Raw genomic sequence first — 16,386 nt, 5'->3', positions numbered from 1 at the left:
TTATTGCCACTACTTTTAGGTGTTACTTTAGCGGTGGTTTTTTTTGGAGTTGGTTTCTTTGCCATTATGCTGCTATTAAGTCTTTGTATTTGATACGGCAGTTCATTCGTTTGATGATTGCATTGATTTGCTGCTGCTCGCCCAAATTACGGTTGTTAAATCTAAACTCAAACTCTTTTACATATTTGTTGAGATGCTTTGGCGTCACACGGATATAGGTGCCATGCAGCCCGCGCTTAAAGTGCGACCAAAAGTTCTCCATGCGATTAGTGGTAATTTCACCATCCACATATTTCCACTTGCTGTGGTCTATAGAATATCGCGTGTATATTTTATCAATAGCGCCGTTATATCCGTTCCAGTCATCGGTCATTAAAGTAGCACCGGGCTGTATATTATAAGTGATAATACGCCCCAACGATCTAAATTCTTTGCGACTTACTACCATCGCTCTAACTGTTCTGGTATCTCGTTCATACATACCAAATACAGTAGTTTTATCAGGGAACGTTCGACCAGTTAATTCTTTATATTTCATGCGCTTGCTATAATGGCGGTTTTTATTTTTGGCTCCAATAAAACACTCGTCAATTTCTACTTCTCCGGTTAAATTCCGCTTTTCGGCATCATGTCCAAAGGCGGTTCGGATGCGATGTAGGATAAACCAAGCTGTCTTTTGGGTAACATGAATATCTTTTGCTAACTGCACGCTGCTGATGCCTTTCTTATGCAAGATTAAATACATGGCAAATATCCACTTGATGGTGGGAAGCTTGCTGGCTTCCATAACAGTTCCCGTCTTAGCCGTAAACTGCTTTTTGCAAGAGCAGCACTCATACCGAATACCATCCCTAAAGACATAGGCCTTGTCGTGTTCGCAATGCGGACATTCTATTACGCCGTCTGACCAACGCTGTCCTGCTAAGTACTCATGCGCAGAACGTTCGTCTGGGAATACTTTAACGAGGTCTAAAATGCTTTTGAAGTGTATATCTTTCATAATGTACAAATATAATAAATTGATTATCAAATATTTACATATTTATAAATCAGTTTAAGCGTATTTTTAATATTTTAGTTTGTTAGGCTCGCATCCAACCGGTGAAGAATGGCGCCGGAAGGATGCGGCTACAGTGCATCCATATTTTATCATCACTAAAAAACGGAGGTAGTATGGCAAATAAGCCAAAGCCTAACAAGTTCGTAGTGGTTCGCCCGTCTAAGCCTACAAAGGACGGACGGAAAACATTTCTACGATCTTATCCTAAAACCTGTAAATAGGTTTGAGGGCAATTGGCGGTGGGTATAGCCGCCAATTGATTAAGAAGTTTTGATTGGATTTTTATTCCTTAGCTTTGTATATAAATGCCGAGATCTATACATACGCTAAGGAGGGTGCGGAGTATCCGTGTATAGATTTCTCCCGTTGGTCGAAATGACAAAAAAATAAAAAAACTAATATATTATGTCATCTCGAACGATAGTGAGAGATCTATACATACGCTAAGGAGGGTGCGGAGTATCCGTGTATAGATTTCTCCCGTTGGTCGAAATGACAAAAAAATAAAAAAACTAATATATTATGTCATCTCGAACGATAGTGAAGGATCTATAAATACGCTAAGGTGGGTGCGGATCCGTGTATAATTTCTCCCGTTGGTCGAAATGACAAAAAAAATAAAAAAACTAATATATTATGTCATCTCGAACGATAGTGAGAGATCTAAGAGATCTATACACACGCTTATAACATGTGGAATTATAACTTTTATGTTTACATCACTACCAATCCTATCAAAACAGCTCTTTATATAGAAGTAACTAATGATCTAAGCAGGAGGTTATTTGAGCACACAGAAAATAAAGGAAATAAAAGTACATACGCTGGAAAATATTATTGCCACAATTTGATCTACTATGAACACTTTACTAATATTAATCACGCTATTGAACGTGAGAAGGAAATTAAGAAGTGGAGTAGAAAAAAGAAGATTGATTTGATTGCTTCTATAAATCCTACCTGGAGGTTTTTAAATCAAGAAATCAGTGAATAGATGGCGACTAACTGAGCGCGTGTAGATTTTTTCGCTACACTCAAGAGAATAATACACAAGAGAATAACACACATGCTTATAAAGATGACAATTTGATATACACCCATGAAAAACAACTGGCCGCCACTCGATTATACCCGGCTTAAAGACACCGTTTCCACCGTGCAATTGTGGACACAGATCGTCGGCAAAATACGCCTCAGCACCATGCCCTGGCTGAATCATTCCTGGCATGTAACCTTGTACGTTTCGCCCCGGGGGTTGACCACTCACGGCATCCCGTACGGCGACCGCAGTTTTCAGATCGACTTTGATTTCATAGCCCATCAATTACACATTCATTGTAGCAGCGGCGGCAGCCAATCACTTAAACTTTACCCGCGGACGGTGGCCAGCTTTTATAAGGAGCTATTTGAAAAAATGGCTTTGCTGGATATCCATGTGAAAATTTACGCCAAACCCAATGAACTTGAACAGGCCATTCCTTTTGCCGGGGATGAAATACACAAAAGTTACGACAAACACCAGATGGAGCTATTCCACAAAGCGCTGCTGAACATCGACGGCGTATTCACCAACTTCAGGGCGAAGTTTAGCGGCAAGTGCAGCCCGGTGCATTTTTTTTGGGGAGCATTTGATCTCGCTGTTACCCGTTTTTCAGGGCGTCGCGCGCCTTTGCATCCTGGCGGCGCACCTAATATGCCCGACGACGTGATGCAGGAAGCCTACTCGCACGAGGTAAGCAGCGCCGGTTTCTGGCCAGGCAGCGAGCAGTTTCCGCACCCTGCGTTTTATGCGTACTGCTACCCTACTCCGGCAGACTTTGGACAGCAACCGGTAAAACCTGCCGAAGCCTTTTACAGTAATGAAATGGGCGAATTCTTTTTAAAATATGAGGATGTGCGCAATGCCGCTAACCCCGAACAAACGCTGACCGAATTCTTAGAAACTACCTACATAGCAGCAGCCAACACCGGTAAATGGGATCGCGACGCTTTGGAATGTGATCTTTCATGGCTGCAGAAATAAAAGGAGGTCAAATGAGTTAACGCTTGTATGCCCGGCTACCTGGCAGGCGGGCCACAAGCGGGTGTTGCGGGTGACTTATCCTGAAATAGGTTTACAAAAAAAGTGATCCAAAAAAGACGTAAAAGTCAGGAAAAGTGATCCACTTTGAAATGCTATTTTCGTTAAACGTCTGGTTTTTAACCATTTGCCATTTCCTGGTGATCCAAATGATCCAAAGTGATACACATTCGCGCGTGGATCAGTGCGGTAGCCCGCGTTAGGGAGTGAAATGTATACCGGCCCGTGGCTAAGGCCTGAAGGCGTATGAATGGAAAGCCCGATCCGTCGATCGACGGAAACGCCCTAACTAATAAGGATGTCCCTGAGCTCCCGAAGGGCGGACACAGGCTCATCCCACCATGCTTCGACAAGCTCAGCATGCACCAATCGCAGACCAATCAACCTCCCGTCATCCAAAAATCATTTGCACATCTGCATATCCGCACATTTGCACATTATCCTTAACTTTACAAAAATAACTGACCACTATGTTAAAAGGATTTTTTAATGTCCCCGCACCACAGAACGAGCCTGTATTAAACTACGGCCCGCATAGTGTAGAGCGTGCAGCGCTGAAACAGGCTTTAGAAGAAGCACGCGCTTACAAAATTGATATACCGATGTACATCGGCGACAAACAGGTATTTACCGGCACACGCATGGAAATACGCCCGCCGCATGACCATAAACATTTATTGGCTAACTTTTTCGAGGGCGATAAGGACACCGTCGTGCAAGCCATTGATGCCGCCCTGGCTGCCAAGTCCGATTGGGAAAATATGCCCTGGGAGCAACGTGCCGCTATATTCTTGAAAGCAGCCGATCTGTTTGCCGGCCCGTACCGCGCTAAGATCAATGCCGCAACTATGTTGGGGCAATCAAAGAATGCCTACCAGGCCGAAATTGACGCCGCCTGTGAGCTGGTTGACTTTCTGCGGTTCAATGTACATTACATGACGGAGATTTATGCACAGCAGCCACCAATATCGCATCCCAAAGGTGTCTGGAACCGGGTGGAGCAACGCCCGCTGGAAGGTTTCGTGTTTGCGCTTACGCCGTTTAACTTTACAGCTATTGCGGGTAACCTGCCTGCATCGGCCGCCATGATGGGCAATGTGGTTGTCTGGAAACCGGCCTACCCGCAAATATATGCAGCCAACGTATTGATGCAGGTATTCCTGGAAGCGGGCTTGCCGCCGGGTGTTATCAACCTTATTTATGTTGACGGCCCGGTTGCCGGCGATGTGATATTTAACCACCCTGATTTCGCGGGTATCCACTTCACCGGCTCGACCCCGGTGTTCCAAACTATATGGCAGACAATCGGCACCAACATACACAAATACAAAACCTACCCTCGCGTAGTTGGCGAAACAGGTGGTAAAGACTTTGTACTTGTTCATAACAGTGCCGATGTTGATGTAGTTAGCACTGCCTTAGTGCGCGGCGCATTTGAGTACCAGGGACAAAAATGTTCAGCTGCCTCGAGAGCTTATATTCCGGCTTCATTATGGCCCACAGTAAAAGAAAGCCTGCAGCGCGATCTGGCTACTATTAAAGTAGGACCCACTGAAAACTTTGAGAACTTTGTAAATGCAGTGATCACCGAGGCATCGTTTGACAAACTGGCAAAATACATTGACGAGGCAAAGGCCAATCCGGACGTTGAACTGATTGCCGGTGGTAACTATGATAAGAGCATCGGTTGGTTTATTGAGCCTACCATCATTAAAGTAACAGACCCATATTACTTGACCATGTGCACCGAGTTGTTCGGCCCGGTACTGACGGTTTATATTTATGAGGATGACCAGTTTGATGAAATACTGAAAGTTGTAGACAGCACCTCGATCTATGCACTAACCGGCAGCATCATTGCTCAGGATCGCTATGCTATCGCCAAAGCTACGCATGAACTGCGAAACGCCGCGGGTAACTTCTACATTAACGACAAACCTACCGGAGCTGTTGTCGGACAGCAGCCGTTTGGCGGCGCCCGCGGCTCGGGCACTAATGACAAGGCCGGTTCTATGATCAACCTGCTGCGCTGGGTATCGCCAAGAACTATCAAAGAAACTTTTGATCCGCCAAAGGATTACCGGTATCCGTTCTTGCAGCACGAACAGTAGATTCGAGAGCCGGGAATCAAGAGTAAAGCAGATATTGCCTTAAATAAGTAGAGCCGGAGATCAATTGATCTCCGGCTCTTTTGTTATACAATAAGAATCTTATTCTTGACTCTTGATTAAGACTGGAATCTGAACACATCCTCCATGTTGCCATTGTCTCTGGCGCTTACCTTCAAATCGGTAATAATACCTGTTTTGATACTGTAAACCCAGCCATGTACGCCAAGCTCCTGCCCATTGGCCCAGGCATTTTGTACAATAGTGGTTTTACATAGATTGTAAACATTTTCTATGACGTTTAGTTCAACCAGCCGGTCGGCACGCTTTTGTTGATCTTCTATAGCATCCAGTTCGTCGGCGTGCAAACGGTAGACGTCTTTAATATGGCGCAGCCAGTTATCAATAAGGCCAAACTCTTTGTTAGTCATTGCAGCTAATACACCACCGCAGCCATAGTGGCCGGTTACAACAACGTGCCTTACTTTCAATACATTCACCGCATAGTCTAATACCGACAGCATGTTCATATCAGTATGGATAACCATATTGGCAATGTTACGATGCACAAACACCTCGCCGGGCTGGGTGCCGGTTATCTGGTTAGCAGGTACACGGCTATCGGCGCAGCCTATCCACAACACCGGCGGATTCTGGCCATTAGCCAGTTTATCAAAGTATTCGGGGTCAAGTTTTAAGCTATTGGCAACAAATTTTTTATTACCTTCTAAAAGCGACTCGTAGGTAATGTGCTGGGTATCGTGAATTGATTTTGTAGACATAATTATTTTATTTTTTTATAGATGATTGATCATTTTTTGTTTTACCGAGCCGGCGTGTCAGTTTGTGCAGCGCAAGCTCGGATACATCATAGTAAAGTATAGTAAGCAGAATAACCGGAACACAATAAAATATCGCGAACTCGTACAAATTAAAGAAGTATCCGCCAATTATCCCACCTAAAATATAAAAACCTAAAACCGTAAGGCGAATATATATCTTGTTACGTATGGTATCAGTTTTTCCTGTTTTGGGATGAACCCATTCGGCAACCTCGCCGCCAAGGTCGGTAAATAAACCGGTAAGGTGTGATGATTTGATGAGGCCGCCGGATACCGTTGACACCAGGCTATTCTGCAAGCCCATTGAAAACAGCAGAACAGAGATGACAACCTCACGTTCCCATTGGGTTTCGCGGTAAAAATTATTTCCGTAAACTGCTACAAATAATAATACCACTATCTCAACAACAACAGGAATGGAGTGCGCGCGGTAGTAGCTTTTATTCTCGAGAGATTTGACGATAAAATTTGCGAGAAAAGCGCCGCCAAAAAACATCAATAACCAAATCAGGAAGATTAGCATTTCATCAAAATTTTGTTCGACGATATGCTTGGATAAATTAGCCACATGGCCGGTAATATTAGAGGTAAAGGCCAGAAAAGCCATCAGCCCCACCACATTGGTCATGCCTGATACCATAGCGGTCGACGATGCGAGCATCAGATTTTGTTTTAAAGTACGGTCAGTTTTTGATCGTTTTAACATAAGTGTTTGATGTGATACTAAGTTCAAAAGCCCAGTTAGCTCCCTTTCAGTGGGAACAAACGCAGTCAGGGTTATTCCTGTCGGGATATCTTAATAAATTAAAAGATAGGATAAAACATCCCGCGTGGAAATCGCGGGACAGTCTATTTAAGCGTTGGGAGGCGGCGTAGGAACTATAGGATGGTATAATTGCACCAGTAAAGCGTGTTCGCTGTTATGCAGGATATTAGTTTCTATCAAAAACGGATCAAAATGGAATATGACAAGCAGATATTCGTCAAAGCTCCTTTTTTCTTTGAAAGGGTCTTTGTCGGTATTCCCTTTTTCATCTTTGGTTTCCTGCTCCAGTTGCATGATGGCAGCTTTAACAGTGTAACTGTCCAGGAAAGTAAATAGCGGCGCGAGGCATATGCACATCTTCACGGTAAAGACAAGCATAAATAGCAGTCCGATTAACTTCCTGTTCGTAGCGTGCATTGCGGCAAATATAAGATATGTATCGTTTACAATACTGTTTGTTAACGCCTATTGTATAATTAAATTGTTATTTTTAAAAATTACACCATAATTTACCCCAGTGGATAACAAAATAAAAACACTTAAACATAAACGCGAACAAGCGCAGGCAGGCGGCGGCATAACCCGGATTGAAAGTCAGCATAAAAAAGGAAAACTTACCGCGCGTGAGCGTTTGCACTTTTTAATGGACGAGGGATCATTCCAGGAGATTGGCATGCTGGTTACCCACCGGTCTACCGATTTTGGTATGCAAACCGAAAAGTATCCGGGCGATGGCGTAGTTACCGGCTATGGAACTATTAACGGTCGGTTGGTTTATGTATACTCACAGGATTTTACAGTTTTTGGCGGATCATTATCAGAAACCCACGCCGAAAAGATCTGCAAGATCATGGAGCTTGCGCTAAAAAATGGAGCGCCGGTAGTTGGGCTCAATGATTCAGGCGGGGCAAGGATTCAGGAAGGCGTGGTGTCCTTGGGTGGGTATGCCGATATTTTTTACCGAAATACCATGGCATCGGGTGTTGTTCCGCAAATATCGGCTATTATGGGGCCGTGTGCAGGCGGGGCAGTATATTCGCCTGCCATTACCGATTTTATATTAATGGTTGAGCACACCTCTTACATGTTTGTTACCGGCCCTAACGTGGTAAAGACGGTTACCCATGAGATAGTGACATCCGAGGAACTGGGCGGCGCTAATACCCATGCCAGTAAATCGGGGGTAACGCATTTCGCTTGTGTTAATGAGATCGATGCTATTCAACATATCAAAAAGTTGTTGAGCTATATGCCGCAAAACTGCGAAGACAAAGCGCCGGCTCTGCCTTATGAACCTACGAATGAGTTGCGCCCCGAACTAAATGACGTCTTGCCGCAAACCGCTCAGCAGCCATATGATGTGCGTGAGATCATTGCCCATTTAATAGATACCGATTCGTTTTTAGAGGTACATAAAGATTTCGCCGAAAACATTGTGGTAGGCTTTGCCCGACTGGCTGGCCGAAGCATTGGCATTATTGCCAATCAGCCGGCATTTTTGGCAGGCGTGTTAGACCGGCATTCATCTACCAAAGGCGCGCGGTTTGTGCGTTTTTGCGATAGTTTTAATATTCCGCTGTTAGTTATCGAAGATGTACCGGGCTTCTTACCGGGCACCGACCAGGAGTGGAATGCCATCATTACCAACGGCGCTAAACTGTTATATGCCTTTTGCGAGGCCACTGTTCCGCGCGTTACTGTAATAACCCGTAAAGCTTATGGAGGTGCTTACGATGTCATGAACTCCAAGCACATTGGTGCCGACATGAACTTTGCCTGGCCGTCTGCCGAGATTGCTGTAATGGGTGCCAAAGGCGCTGCCGAGATTATCTTTAAGCGCGAAATCAATCAGGCCGAAGACCCTGAAGCAAAATGGAGAGAAAAAGAACAGCTATATTCTGACATCTTCGCTAACCCCTACCGTGCCGCCGAGCGGGGCTTTATTGACGAGGTGATCGAGCCATCTGAAACCCGATTAAAATTGATTCACGCCTTTAAGATGCTGGAAAATAAGGTGGTGAATAATCCGCGGAAAAAACATGGGAATATACCGCTTTGATTTGGAGGGAGGATTTTTGAGTTTATTAGAATAGTTTGTGAAACCCCTCCCTGCCCTCCCGAGGGAGGGATTTTCCTTTCTATATGATAATATAAAACTATTAAAGCGATTCCCTCCATCGGGAGGGCAGGGAGGGGTTTCACCGCCAACAAAAACACATACCTATGCTATCCATCGAACAAATACGCCCCGAACTTACCTGGCGCTTACGGCGTGAGGTATTATACCCTGAATCTCCTTTATATGAAATGGAGATGGAAGAGGACAAATTTGGCTATCATTTCGGGGCTTTTAGAAATATTGACCTCGTTGGCGTGGTGTCCTTGTTTCAGGATGGTACCGACTTCCAATTCAGGAAATTTGCCGTGATGGCTGAGGCACAGGGCACCGGTGTTGGTACGGCACTTTTAGATTATATCACGAATTTTGCTGTAGCCGAAGGAGCACAGCGTATCTGGTGTAATGCACGGGTATCGGCTATTGGATTTTATTTGCAATTTGATTTCGAGCGTATTGGTGAGCCATTTTCAAAGAATGGTTTCGACTATGAGATCATGGAGAAGATTATTCGAATATAAAGGCTAACAGCTTAGCTTTCCGCTTTTTTCTTTCAGCTTACCAATGCTTTGTTATATTTGCAGCTACGGGCTTTAAAGGCCGTGAAACATCACTATGTCTAAGAAAAAATCAGATAAAAAAGAACACGTTGCAGTAGTAACAGATAAGTCCCTTCAGTTTCTTGAAAGATATATAAACAACCCTTCGCCCACCGGTTTTGAGTGGAAAGGTCAGGAATTATGGCTTGATTATATCAAACCTTATGTTGATGATCATTATGTAGACAATTATGGTACAGCCGTAGCAATTATCAACCCTGAAGCTGAGTATAAAGTTGTTATTGAAGCTCATGCTGATGAGATATCATGGTTCGTTAACTATATCACTAACGACGGCTTGATCTATGTTATCCGCAATGGTGGCTCTGATCACCAGATAGCGCCGTCAAAACGTGTTAATATCCATACCGAAAATGGCATTGTTAAAGCGGTATTCGGCTGGCCGGCAATTCATACCCGTTTAGGTGGCGAGAAAGAAGAAGCTCCAACCCTGAAAAACATTTTCCTTGACTGCGGTGCCACCTCAAAAGAAGAAGTTGAAAATTTAGGCATCCACGTGGGTTGTGTAATTACTTATGAGGATGAGTTTATTGTTCTGAATGATCGTTATTATGTTGGCCGCGCATTAGACAACCGCGTTGGTGGCTTTATGATTGCCGAGGTTGCCCGTCTGTTAAAAGAGAACAAAAAGAAATTGCCGTTTGGCTTATATATCGTAAATGCCGTACAGGAAGAAATTGGTTTGCGTGGCGCTGAAATGATCGCCCATCGCATTAAACCAAATGTGGCCATTGTTACCGACGTTACCCACGATACCCAAACGCCGATGATCAGCAAAATTACCCAGGGCGATTTAGCCTGTGGTCGCGGGCCGGTGGTATCTTATGCTCCTGCAGTACAAAACAATCTGAACAAATTATTAATGGACAGTGCCGAAAACGCAGGTATTCCATTCCAGCGCCAGGCATCATCACGCTCAACCGGTACAGACACTGATGCGTTCGCCTACTCAAACGACGGCGTGCCGTCGGCATTGATTTCATTGTGTCTGCGCTATATGCACACCACCGTTGAGATGGTTCATAAAGAAGATTGCGATAATGTGATCCGCCTGATCTATGAGTCATTGCTGAACATAAAAGATGGACAGGATTTCAGATATATCAAATAAAAACACTTTAACCTTTACAACGTTTGACATACCGGGTGCAAAAGCCCAACGATAATTTATGAAACCAACATTATTGATATTGGCCGCAGGGATGGCCAGCCGCTATGGCAGTATGAAGCAAATTGATGGCTTTGGCCCTAATGGCGAAACTATTATTGACTATTCGATTTATGACGCAATTAAAGCAGGCTTCGGCAAAGTTAGCTTCATCATCCGTGAAGAATTTGCCGAACCATTTAAAGCCATTTTTGAACCGAAACTAAAAGGCCGTATTGAAACTGATTACGTTTACCAAAATTTCGACCTGAAACCTTTTGGCATTGATAAAGAAATTGAGCGCGCAAAACCTTGGGGCACTGCCCACGCAGTATTAGCTGCCCGTAACCAGATCAATGAGCCGTTTTGCGTTATCAATGCCGACGACTACTATGGTTACGATTCATTCGAGAAAATGGTTAAATTTTTAACCACCGAAGCGGCCGATGATAATTACTCATTAATTGGTTACCAGATTGACCGTACTTTGTCTGACCATGGTTCAGTATCGCGCGGTGTTTGCGAGGTTAATGCCGAAGGCTACATGACCGCGGTAAATGAACGTACCGAAGTTTATTTTAAAGAAGATGGCAGCGTGGCCTATAAAGACACCACCGGCGAGCATCCGCTAACAACTGACACCCGTGTATCTATGAACTTCTGGGGTTTTACTCCCGCTGTTTTTGCGCAAAGTGAGCCAATGTTCCGCGAGTTTGTTGAGGCTAATGAAGGTAATCCGAAAGCTGAGTTTTTCATTCCATTGGTGGCTGATAAACTGATCAAAACAAACACCGCCAAATTTAAAGTGATCCCTACCGGTTCAAAATGGTTTGGCGTAACTTATAAAGAAGACAAACCTATTGTACAAAAATCAATTTCAGAATTGATCGCCAACGGTGTTTATCCGGCTAATCTTTGGGATTAATCTTTAAAGATTGTCATAAAGAAAAATCCTGCCTTATGGCGGGATTTTTTTGTTATATAAAATTAACCTATCAGCTTGTCATTTTGATAAAAGACTAATCTCCAATTCCCAAAACCAAAAAATCGTCGCCGGTGTTGTTTAAACATGCAGATAGCTATTTTAGGCAATGCCGATTCCATCACCAGGCAAGATAATTCACTACTCATCAAAACCGCCCAAGCCGAGGCCCGTGTGTGGGTTTATAGTCCTACTATTATCCGGATATGTGTTACTAAAAATGGCAAGGAGCCAGATGAATCGTTCGCCGTTATTGAAAAACCGCTGGATAATTTTAACTGGCAAAAATTGACAGATACCGTCGAGGTAACAACATCGGCTTTAAAACTGGTGATCGATCTGCATCCCCTACGTTTTAGTTTTTTTACTGCGGATGGGAAACCGTTAAGCGAGGACGATCCGCGCTTCGGCATCAACTGGCAGGCCGAGCGGGTGGTTAATTATCGCAAATTATATCCGGATGAAAAATTTCTGGGCTTAGGCGAAAAGGCCGGCGACCTGAACCGTCGCGGCTGCAACTACGTGAATTGGAATACCGATGCCGCGCTGCATACTATTACATCTGATCCGCTTTATAAAACCTTTCCTTTTTTTATCGGCCTGCATAGTGGATTAAGCTATGGGCTATTTTTCGATAATACGCATAAAAGCTACTTTGACTTTGGGGCATCTACAGACGAGCAAATGAGCTGGTTTGGGGCCGACGGTGGCGATATGAACTATTATTTCTTCGGCGCGCAGGGGTTACGAAATATTCTGGAGGATTACACCTGGCTAACCGGTCGCATGGAAATGCCGCCGTTATGGAGCCTGGGCTATCAGCAATGCCGTTGGAGCTACATGAACGCACAAGAGGTGCTGGACGTCGCCAGAAAATTCAGAGAAAAGGATATTCCTGCGGATGTCATGTATTGCGATATCGATTACATGGACGGGTACAAGATATTTACCTGGAATAAGGAAACATTTCCCGACCCTAAAGGAATGATCGATGAGCTGAAGTCGATGGATTTTAGATTAGTGACGATAGTCGATCCCGGGATTAAAATAGATCAGGACTACAAACAATATAAAGAAGGTGTCGACCACGGGTATTTTGCCACCTATCCAAACGGCGAGCTCTATGTCGGCAGCGTTTGGCCGGGCCGCTGTCACTTCCCCGATTTTTTCAATGAAGAAGTACGCGAATGGTGGGGTGCCTCCTTTGACGCTCTGGCAGACCCCGGCGTAGAAGGGTTTTGGAACGACATGAATGAGCCTGCGGCCTGGGGGCAGAATATACCGTGGATGGTAAAATTCGGTGAGCGCTTTATGCCTCAAGTGCGCAACGTTTACGGCATGCAAATGGCCAGAGCAACTTACAATGGCACTAAGCATATTTTAAAAGGGAAACGACCATTCATACTCACCCGTGCCGCTTATGCCGGCACACAGCGTTATTCGGCTCTCTGGACGGGCGACAATGCCGCCACCGATGAGCACATGCTGTTTGGACAGCGACTGGTAAACAGTTTGGGCCTGGCAGGAATGCCGATGACAGGGGTTGATATCGGTGGGTTTATGGGTAACCCAACTCCTGAATTAATGGTGCGTTGGAACTCGCTGGGGCCATACGTGCCAATGTTCCGCAATCATGCTGCCCTGGGTATGTCCATGCGTGAGCCATGGCAATGGGGTGAAGCTTATGAGCAGATCATTAAAAAAGATATTGAGCAGCGTTATAAATTGCTGCCATATATCTATTCAGGGTTCTATCAATCTACTCAAACCGGTTTACCATTGAGCCGTACATTGGCTATTGATTATACCGACGACGAAAACATTTACGACAGCGGCTTTCAAAACCAGTTTTTATTTGGCGATTCTATTTTAGTTGCACCGGTGGTAAGTACTGCTGAAACCGCTGAGGTTTATTTGCCCGGCGGTGAGTGGTATCGTTTAAGCAGTGATGAAAAATTTGTTGGCAATCAGACTATTGATGTGCCATCTCCATTAACTGAGCTGCCCGTGTTTGTAAAAGCCGGCGGCATTGTACCCATGCAGAATATCATCCAAAGTACAAATGAACCGGGAGACGGTATTTTACAAATACATATCTGGAATGGAGATCAAGCTAATTCGTTTATTTATTATGAGGATGATGGTGTTACTTACGACTATCAACAAGGGGTATATTATAAACGGAGCATAACTTTTAATCCGCAGAAAAAAGAAGTGACGTTTTCGCCGGTCGAAGGCATATATATTTCCAGGTATTCAAAACTGCGTTTGATTTGGCATGGGTTTGCAAAGATGCCGGATGTTGAGGTTAAACAGAGCAATGACCTGCTTACCATTAATTATTAATGTTGTCATTGCGAGCGTAGCGGCGTCCCGATAGCTGTTAGGACGCGAACAATGGTCCTTGCGATTGCTACGTCGTTCCTCGCTCGCAATGACATTAAATAACAAAAGGGCCAACCGAATCCGGTTGGCCCTTTTAACTAATATATTGAGAAAATTATTTGCTGTCGTCTTTCACTTCTTCAAAGTCAACGTCAGTTACAGTGTCACCGTGGTCTTGCGCACCTTGACCGGCACCTGCGCCTGCGTCAGCACCTGGCTGTTGGCCGGCTTCGGCAGATGCTTTGTACATCTCTTCAGAAGCAGCAGTCCAGGCAGTGTTCAGCTCGGCCTGAGCAGTTTCAATCTCAGCAAGGTTTTTAGCGCTGTAAGCGGCTTTCAGTTTGTTCAAACCTTCCTCGATAGGTGCTTTTTTGTCAGCCGGTAACTTATCACCAAATTCTTTTAATTGTTTTTCGGTGCTAAAGATCAAGGCGTCAGCGCTGTTCAGTTTTTCAACTTCTTCTTTCGCAGCTCTGTCCGCATCAGCGTTAGCTTCAGCTTCTTCTTTCATTTTCTTGATCTCGGCATCAGTTAAGCCCGATGAAGCTTCGATACGGATCTTTTGCTCTTTACCGGTGGCTTTATCTTTTGCAGACACATGCAATATACCGTTGGCATCAATATCAAAAGTTACTTCAACCTGCGGCACGCCACGAGGTGCCGGTGGAATACCGTCCAGGTGGAAACGGCCAATGGTACGGTTGCCTGAAGCCATAGGGCGCTCGCCTTGCAGGATGTGGATCTCAACAGATGGCTGATTATCAGATGCAGTCGAGAACACTTCAGATTTCTTGGTAGGAATAGTAGTGTTCGACTCGATCAGTTTTGTCATCACGCCACCCATAGTCTCGATACCTAATGACAGTGGAGTAACATCTAATAGTAACACGTCTTTAACCTCACCGGTTAATACACCACCTTGAATAGCAGCACCAATAGCCACAACTTCGTCAGGGTTTACACCTTTTGAAGGTGCTTTGCCGAAGAATTTCTGAACGGCATCCTGAATAGCTGGAATACGGGTTGAACCACCCACCAGGATGATCTCGTCGATATCGCCTACGCCGTAACCTGCATTTTTCAAAGCAGTTTTACAAGGTTCAATAGTACGTTTGATCAGGCTGTCGGCCAGTTGCTCAAATTTTGCACGGGTTAAAGTCTTAACCAGGTGCTTAGGCATACCGTCGGCAGCAGTAATGTATGGTAAGTTGATCTCGGTTTGTGTTGAGCTTGACAATTCGATTTTTGCTTTCTCTGCAGATTCTTTTAAACGTTGTAAAGCCATTGGGTCTTTACGCAGGTCAACACCCTCATCGCTTTTGAATTCGTCTGCCATCCAGTCAATGATCACCTGGTCAAAGTCATCACCACCTAAGTGAGTATCACCGTCGGTTGATTTTACTTCGAATACGCCATCGCCTAACTCTAATACAGACACGTCGTGCGTACCACCACCGCAGTCAAACACGACAATTTTCATGTCTTTATGCGCTTTATCCAGACCATAGGCCAACGCAGCTGCAGTAGGCTCATTGATGATACGACGAACTTTCAGACCTGCAATTTCGCCGGCTTCTTTAGTAGCCTGACGCTGTGCATCATTAAAGTAAGCCGGTACGGTAATAACCGCTTCAGTTACTTCGGTACCCAGGAAATCCTCCGCAGTTTTCTTCATTTTTTGAAGGATCATAGCAGAGATCTCCTGCGGCGTATATTTACGATCGCCTATCTCAACACGCGGGGTGTTGTTATCACCTTTAACCACGTTGTAAGGTACACGGTCAGCCTCTTTAGTAACCTCGTTAAACTGGTTACCCATGAAGCGTTTGATAGAAGAAATAGTTTTTGTAGGATTTGTAATAGCCTGACGCTTGGCAGGATCACCTACTTTACGCTCGCCGTTGTCGATAAAAGCCACTACTGACGGCGTAGTACGTTTGCCCTCACTGTTGGCTATAACTACAGGTTCGTTACCTTCCATTACAGCTACGCAAGAGTTTGTTGTTCCTAAGTCGATTCCGATTATTTTAGACATATGATTATAGATTTCCTTTGTATAGATTGTTTCTGTTTACAACAAGGTATAATCAATGCCTGTGCCAAATTGGGTTTGGCAGTTTTTAGTGTTCAAAGTGTCGGTTTATACTAATAACCGCGTATTATTTCGTCAGAATTGTGTCGGATTGTGGTGACAGGTTGGCAGGAGAAAACCAGTAGAGACGCAATATTTTGCATCTCAAACCGTCATAATCAATCCATGCATAAATTTAAGCCACAAGA

The 16,386-nt window shown here is 44.5% G+C and carries 13 protein-coding genes; 8 read left to right on the top strand and 5 right to left on the bottom strand.

Annotated elements, in window-relative coordinates:
• Nucleotides 1-64: 64 nt before the first annotated feature.
• Nucleotides 65-1,000 carry an IS1595 family transposase gene (locus ABD772_RS09590; RefSeq protein ID WP_345103294.1) on the bottom strand — a complete coding sequence of 312 codons (936 nt, stop codon included), beginning with the start codon at nt 998-1,000 and terminating at the stop codon, nt 65-67.
• 751 nt (nt 1,001-1,751) lie between these two features.
• Between ABD772_RS09590 and ABD772_RS09585 the strand changes: the two genes are divergently transcribed.
• From ABD772_RS09585 to pruA, 3 genes are all read left to right on the top strand, one after another.
• A complete protein-coding gene (locus tag ABD772_RS09585) occupies nt 1,752-2,054 on the top strand; it encodes a GIY-YIG nuclease family protein (protein ID WP_345103292.1) in 303 nt (100 codons plus the stop codon).
• A gap of 105 nt (nt 2,055-2,159) precedes the next feature.
• Nucleotides 2,160-3,083 carry a DUF5996 family protein gene (locus ABD772_RS09580; protein WP_345103290.1) on the top strand — a complete coding sequence of 308 codons (924 nt, stop codon included), beginning with the start codon at nt 2,160-2,162 and terminating at the stop codon, nt 3,081-3,083.
• Nucleotides 3,084-3,610: 527 nt separating this feature from the next.
• The gene (pruA, locus tag ABD772_RS09575; RefSeq protein ID WP_345103288.1) at nt 3,611-5,251 is read left to right on the top strand and encodes an L-glutamate gamma-semialdehyde dehydrogenase; all 1,641 of its coding nucleotides are present in this window, start codon (nt 3,611-3,613) and stop codon (nt 5,249-5,251) included.
• 116 nt (nt 5,252-5,367) lie between these two features.
• Here pruA and can read toward each other — a convergent pair whose 3' ends face one another.
• The 3 genes from can to ABD772_RS09560 form a co-directional block, all read right to left on the bottom strand.
• Nucleotides 5,368-6,030: a carbonate dehydratase gene (can, locus tag ABD772_RS09570; protein ID WP_345103286.1), complete on the bottom strand. Its 663-nt coding sequence runs from the start codon at nt 6,028-6,030 to the stop codon at nt 5,368-5,370.
• Nucleotides 6,031-6,037: 7 nt separating this feature from the next.
• On the bottom strand, nt 6,038-6,796 hold the full coding sequence (locus ABD772_RS09565) for a YoaK family protein (RefSeq protein WP_345103284.1): 759 nt from the start codon (nt 6,794-6,796) through the stop codon (nt 6,038-6,040).
• 147 nt (nt 6,797-6,943) lie between these two features.
• The gene (locus tag ABD772_RS09560) at nt 6,944-7,273 is read right to left on the bottom strand and encodes a hypothetical protein (protein WP_345103282.1); all 330 of its coding nucleotides are present in this window, start codon (nt 7,271-7,273) and stop codon (nt 6,944-6,946) included.
• Between the two features lie 100 nt (nt 7,274-7,373).
• Between ABD772_RS09560 and ABD772_RS09555 the strand changes: the two genes are divergently transcribed.
• The 5 genes from ABD772_RS09555 to ABD772_RS09535 all read left to right on the top strand — a co-directional run bounded on the left by ABD772_RS09555 (nt 7,374) and on the right by ABD772_RS09535 (nt 14,067).
• On the top strand, nt 7,374-8,915 hold the full coding sequence (locus ABD772_RS09555) for an acyl-CoA carboxylase subunit beta (protein WP_345103281.1): 1,542 nt from the start codon (nt 7,374-7,376) through the stop codon (nt 8,913-8,915).
• 164 nt (nt 8,916-9,079) lie between these two features.
• A complete protein-coding gene (locus ABD772_RS09550) occupies nt 9,080-9,493 on the top strand; it encodes a GNAT family N-acetyltransferase (RefSeq protein WP_345103279.1) in 414 nt (137 codons plus the stop codon).
• Between the two features lie 94 nt (nt 9,494-9,587).
• Nucleotides 9,588-10,703 (top strand): M42 family metallopeptidase, encoded by a 1,116-nt coding sequence (locus ABD772_RS09545; RefSeq protein WP_345103277.1) that lies wholly within the window; start codon nt 9,588-9,590, stop codon nt 10,701-10,703.
• Nucleotides 10,704-10,761: 58 nt separating this feature from the next.
• Nucleotides 10,762-11,664, top strand: a complete 903-nt coding sequence (locus ABD772_RS09540) for a nucleotidyltransferase family protein (protein ID WP_345103275.1) — start codon at nt 10,762-10,764, stop codon at nt 11,662-11,664.
• Nucleotides 11,665-11,808: 144 nt separating this feature from the next.
• Nucleotides 11,809-14,067 (top strand): glycoside hydrolase family 31 protein, encoded by a 2,259-nt coding sequence (locus ABD772_RS09535; RefSeq protein ID WP_345103273.1) that lies wholly within the window; start codon nt 11,809-11,811, stop codon nt 14,065-14,067.
• A gap of 154 nt (nt 14,068-14,221) precedes the next feature.
• On the opposite strand, the gene dnaK is transcribed toward ABD772_RS09535, so the two are convergent.
• The gene (gene dnaK, locus ABD772_RS09530) at nt 14,222-16,141 is read right to left on the bottom strand and encodes a molecular chaperone DnaK (RefSeq protein WP_345103271.1); all 1,920 of its coding nucleotides are present in this window, start codon (nt 16,139-16,141) and stop codon (nt 14,222-14,224) included.
• Nucleotides 16,142-16,386: the final 245 nt, after the last annotated feature.

Origin of the sequence: Mucilaginibacter panaciglaebae (genome assembly GCF_039539265.1) — a bacterium.
GTDB lineage: Bacteria > Bacteroidota > Bacteroidia > Sphingobacteriales > Sphingobacteriaceae > Mucilaginibacter > Mucilaginibacter panaciglaebae.
This window is presented reverse-complemented; position numbering and strand designations above follow the sequence as displayed.

Coding starts and splice junctions, on each gene's coding strand:
- pruA (WP_345103288.1), top strand. CDS start 3,611: ATGTTAAAAGGATTTTTTAATGTCCCCGCACCACAGAACGAGCCTGTA.
- ABD772_RS09580 (WP_345103290.1), top strand. CDS start 2,160: ATGAAAAACAACTGGCCGCCACTCGATTATACCCGGCTTAAAGACACC.
- ABD772_RS09585 (WP_345103292.1), top strand. CDS start 1,752: ATGTGGAATTATAACTTTTATGTTTACATCACTACCAATCCTATCAAA.
- ABD772_RS09540 (WP_345103275.1), top strand. CDS start 10,762: ATGAAACCAACATTATTGATATTGGCCGCAGGGATGGCCAGCCGCTAT.
- ABD772_RS09560 (WP_345103282.1), bottom strand. CDS start 7,273: ATGCACGCTACGAACAGGAAGTTAATCGGACTGCTATTTATGCTTGTC.
- can (WP_345103286.1), bottom strand. CDS start 6,030: ATGTCTACAAAATCAATTCACGATACCCAGCACATTACCTACGAGTCG.
- ABD772_RS09565 (WP_345103284.1), bottom strand. CDS start 6,796: ATGTTAAAACGATCAAAAACTGACCGTACTTTAAAACAAAATCTGATG.
- dnaK (WP_345103271.1), bottom strand. CDS start 16,141: ATGTCTAAAATAATCGGAATCGACTTAGGAACAACAAACTCTTGCGTA.
- ABD772_RS09550 (WP_345103279.1), top strand. CDS start 9,080: ATGCTATCCATCGAACAAATACGCCCCGAACTTACCTGGCGCTTACGG.
- ABD772_RS09545 (WP_345103277.1), top strand. CDS start 9,588: ATGTCTAAGAAAAAATCAGATAAAAAAGAACACGTTGCAGTAGTAACA.
- ABD772_RS09535 (WP_345103273.1), top strand. CDS start 11,809: ATGCAGATAGCTATTTTAGGCAATGCCGATTCCATCACCAGGCAAGAT.
- ABD772_RS09590 (WP_345103294.1), bottom strand. CDS start 1,000: ATGAAAGATATACACTTCAAAAGCATTTTAGACCTCGTTAAAGTATTC.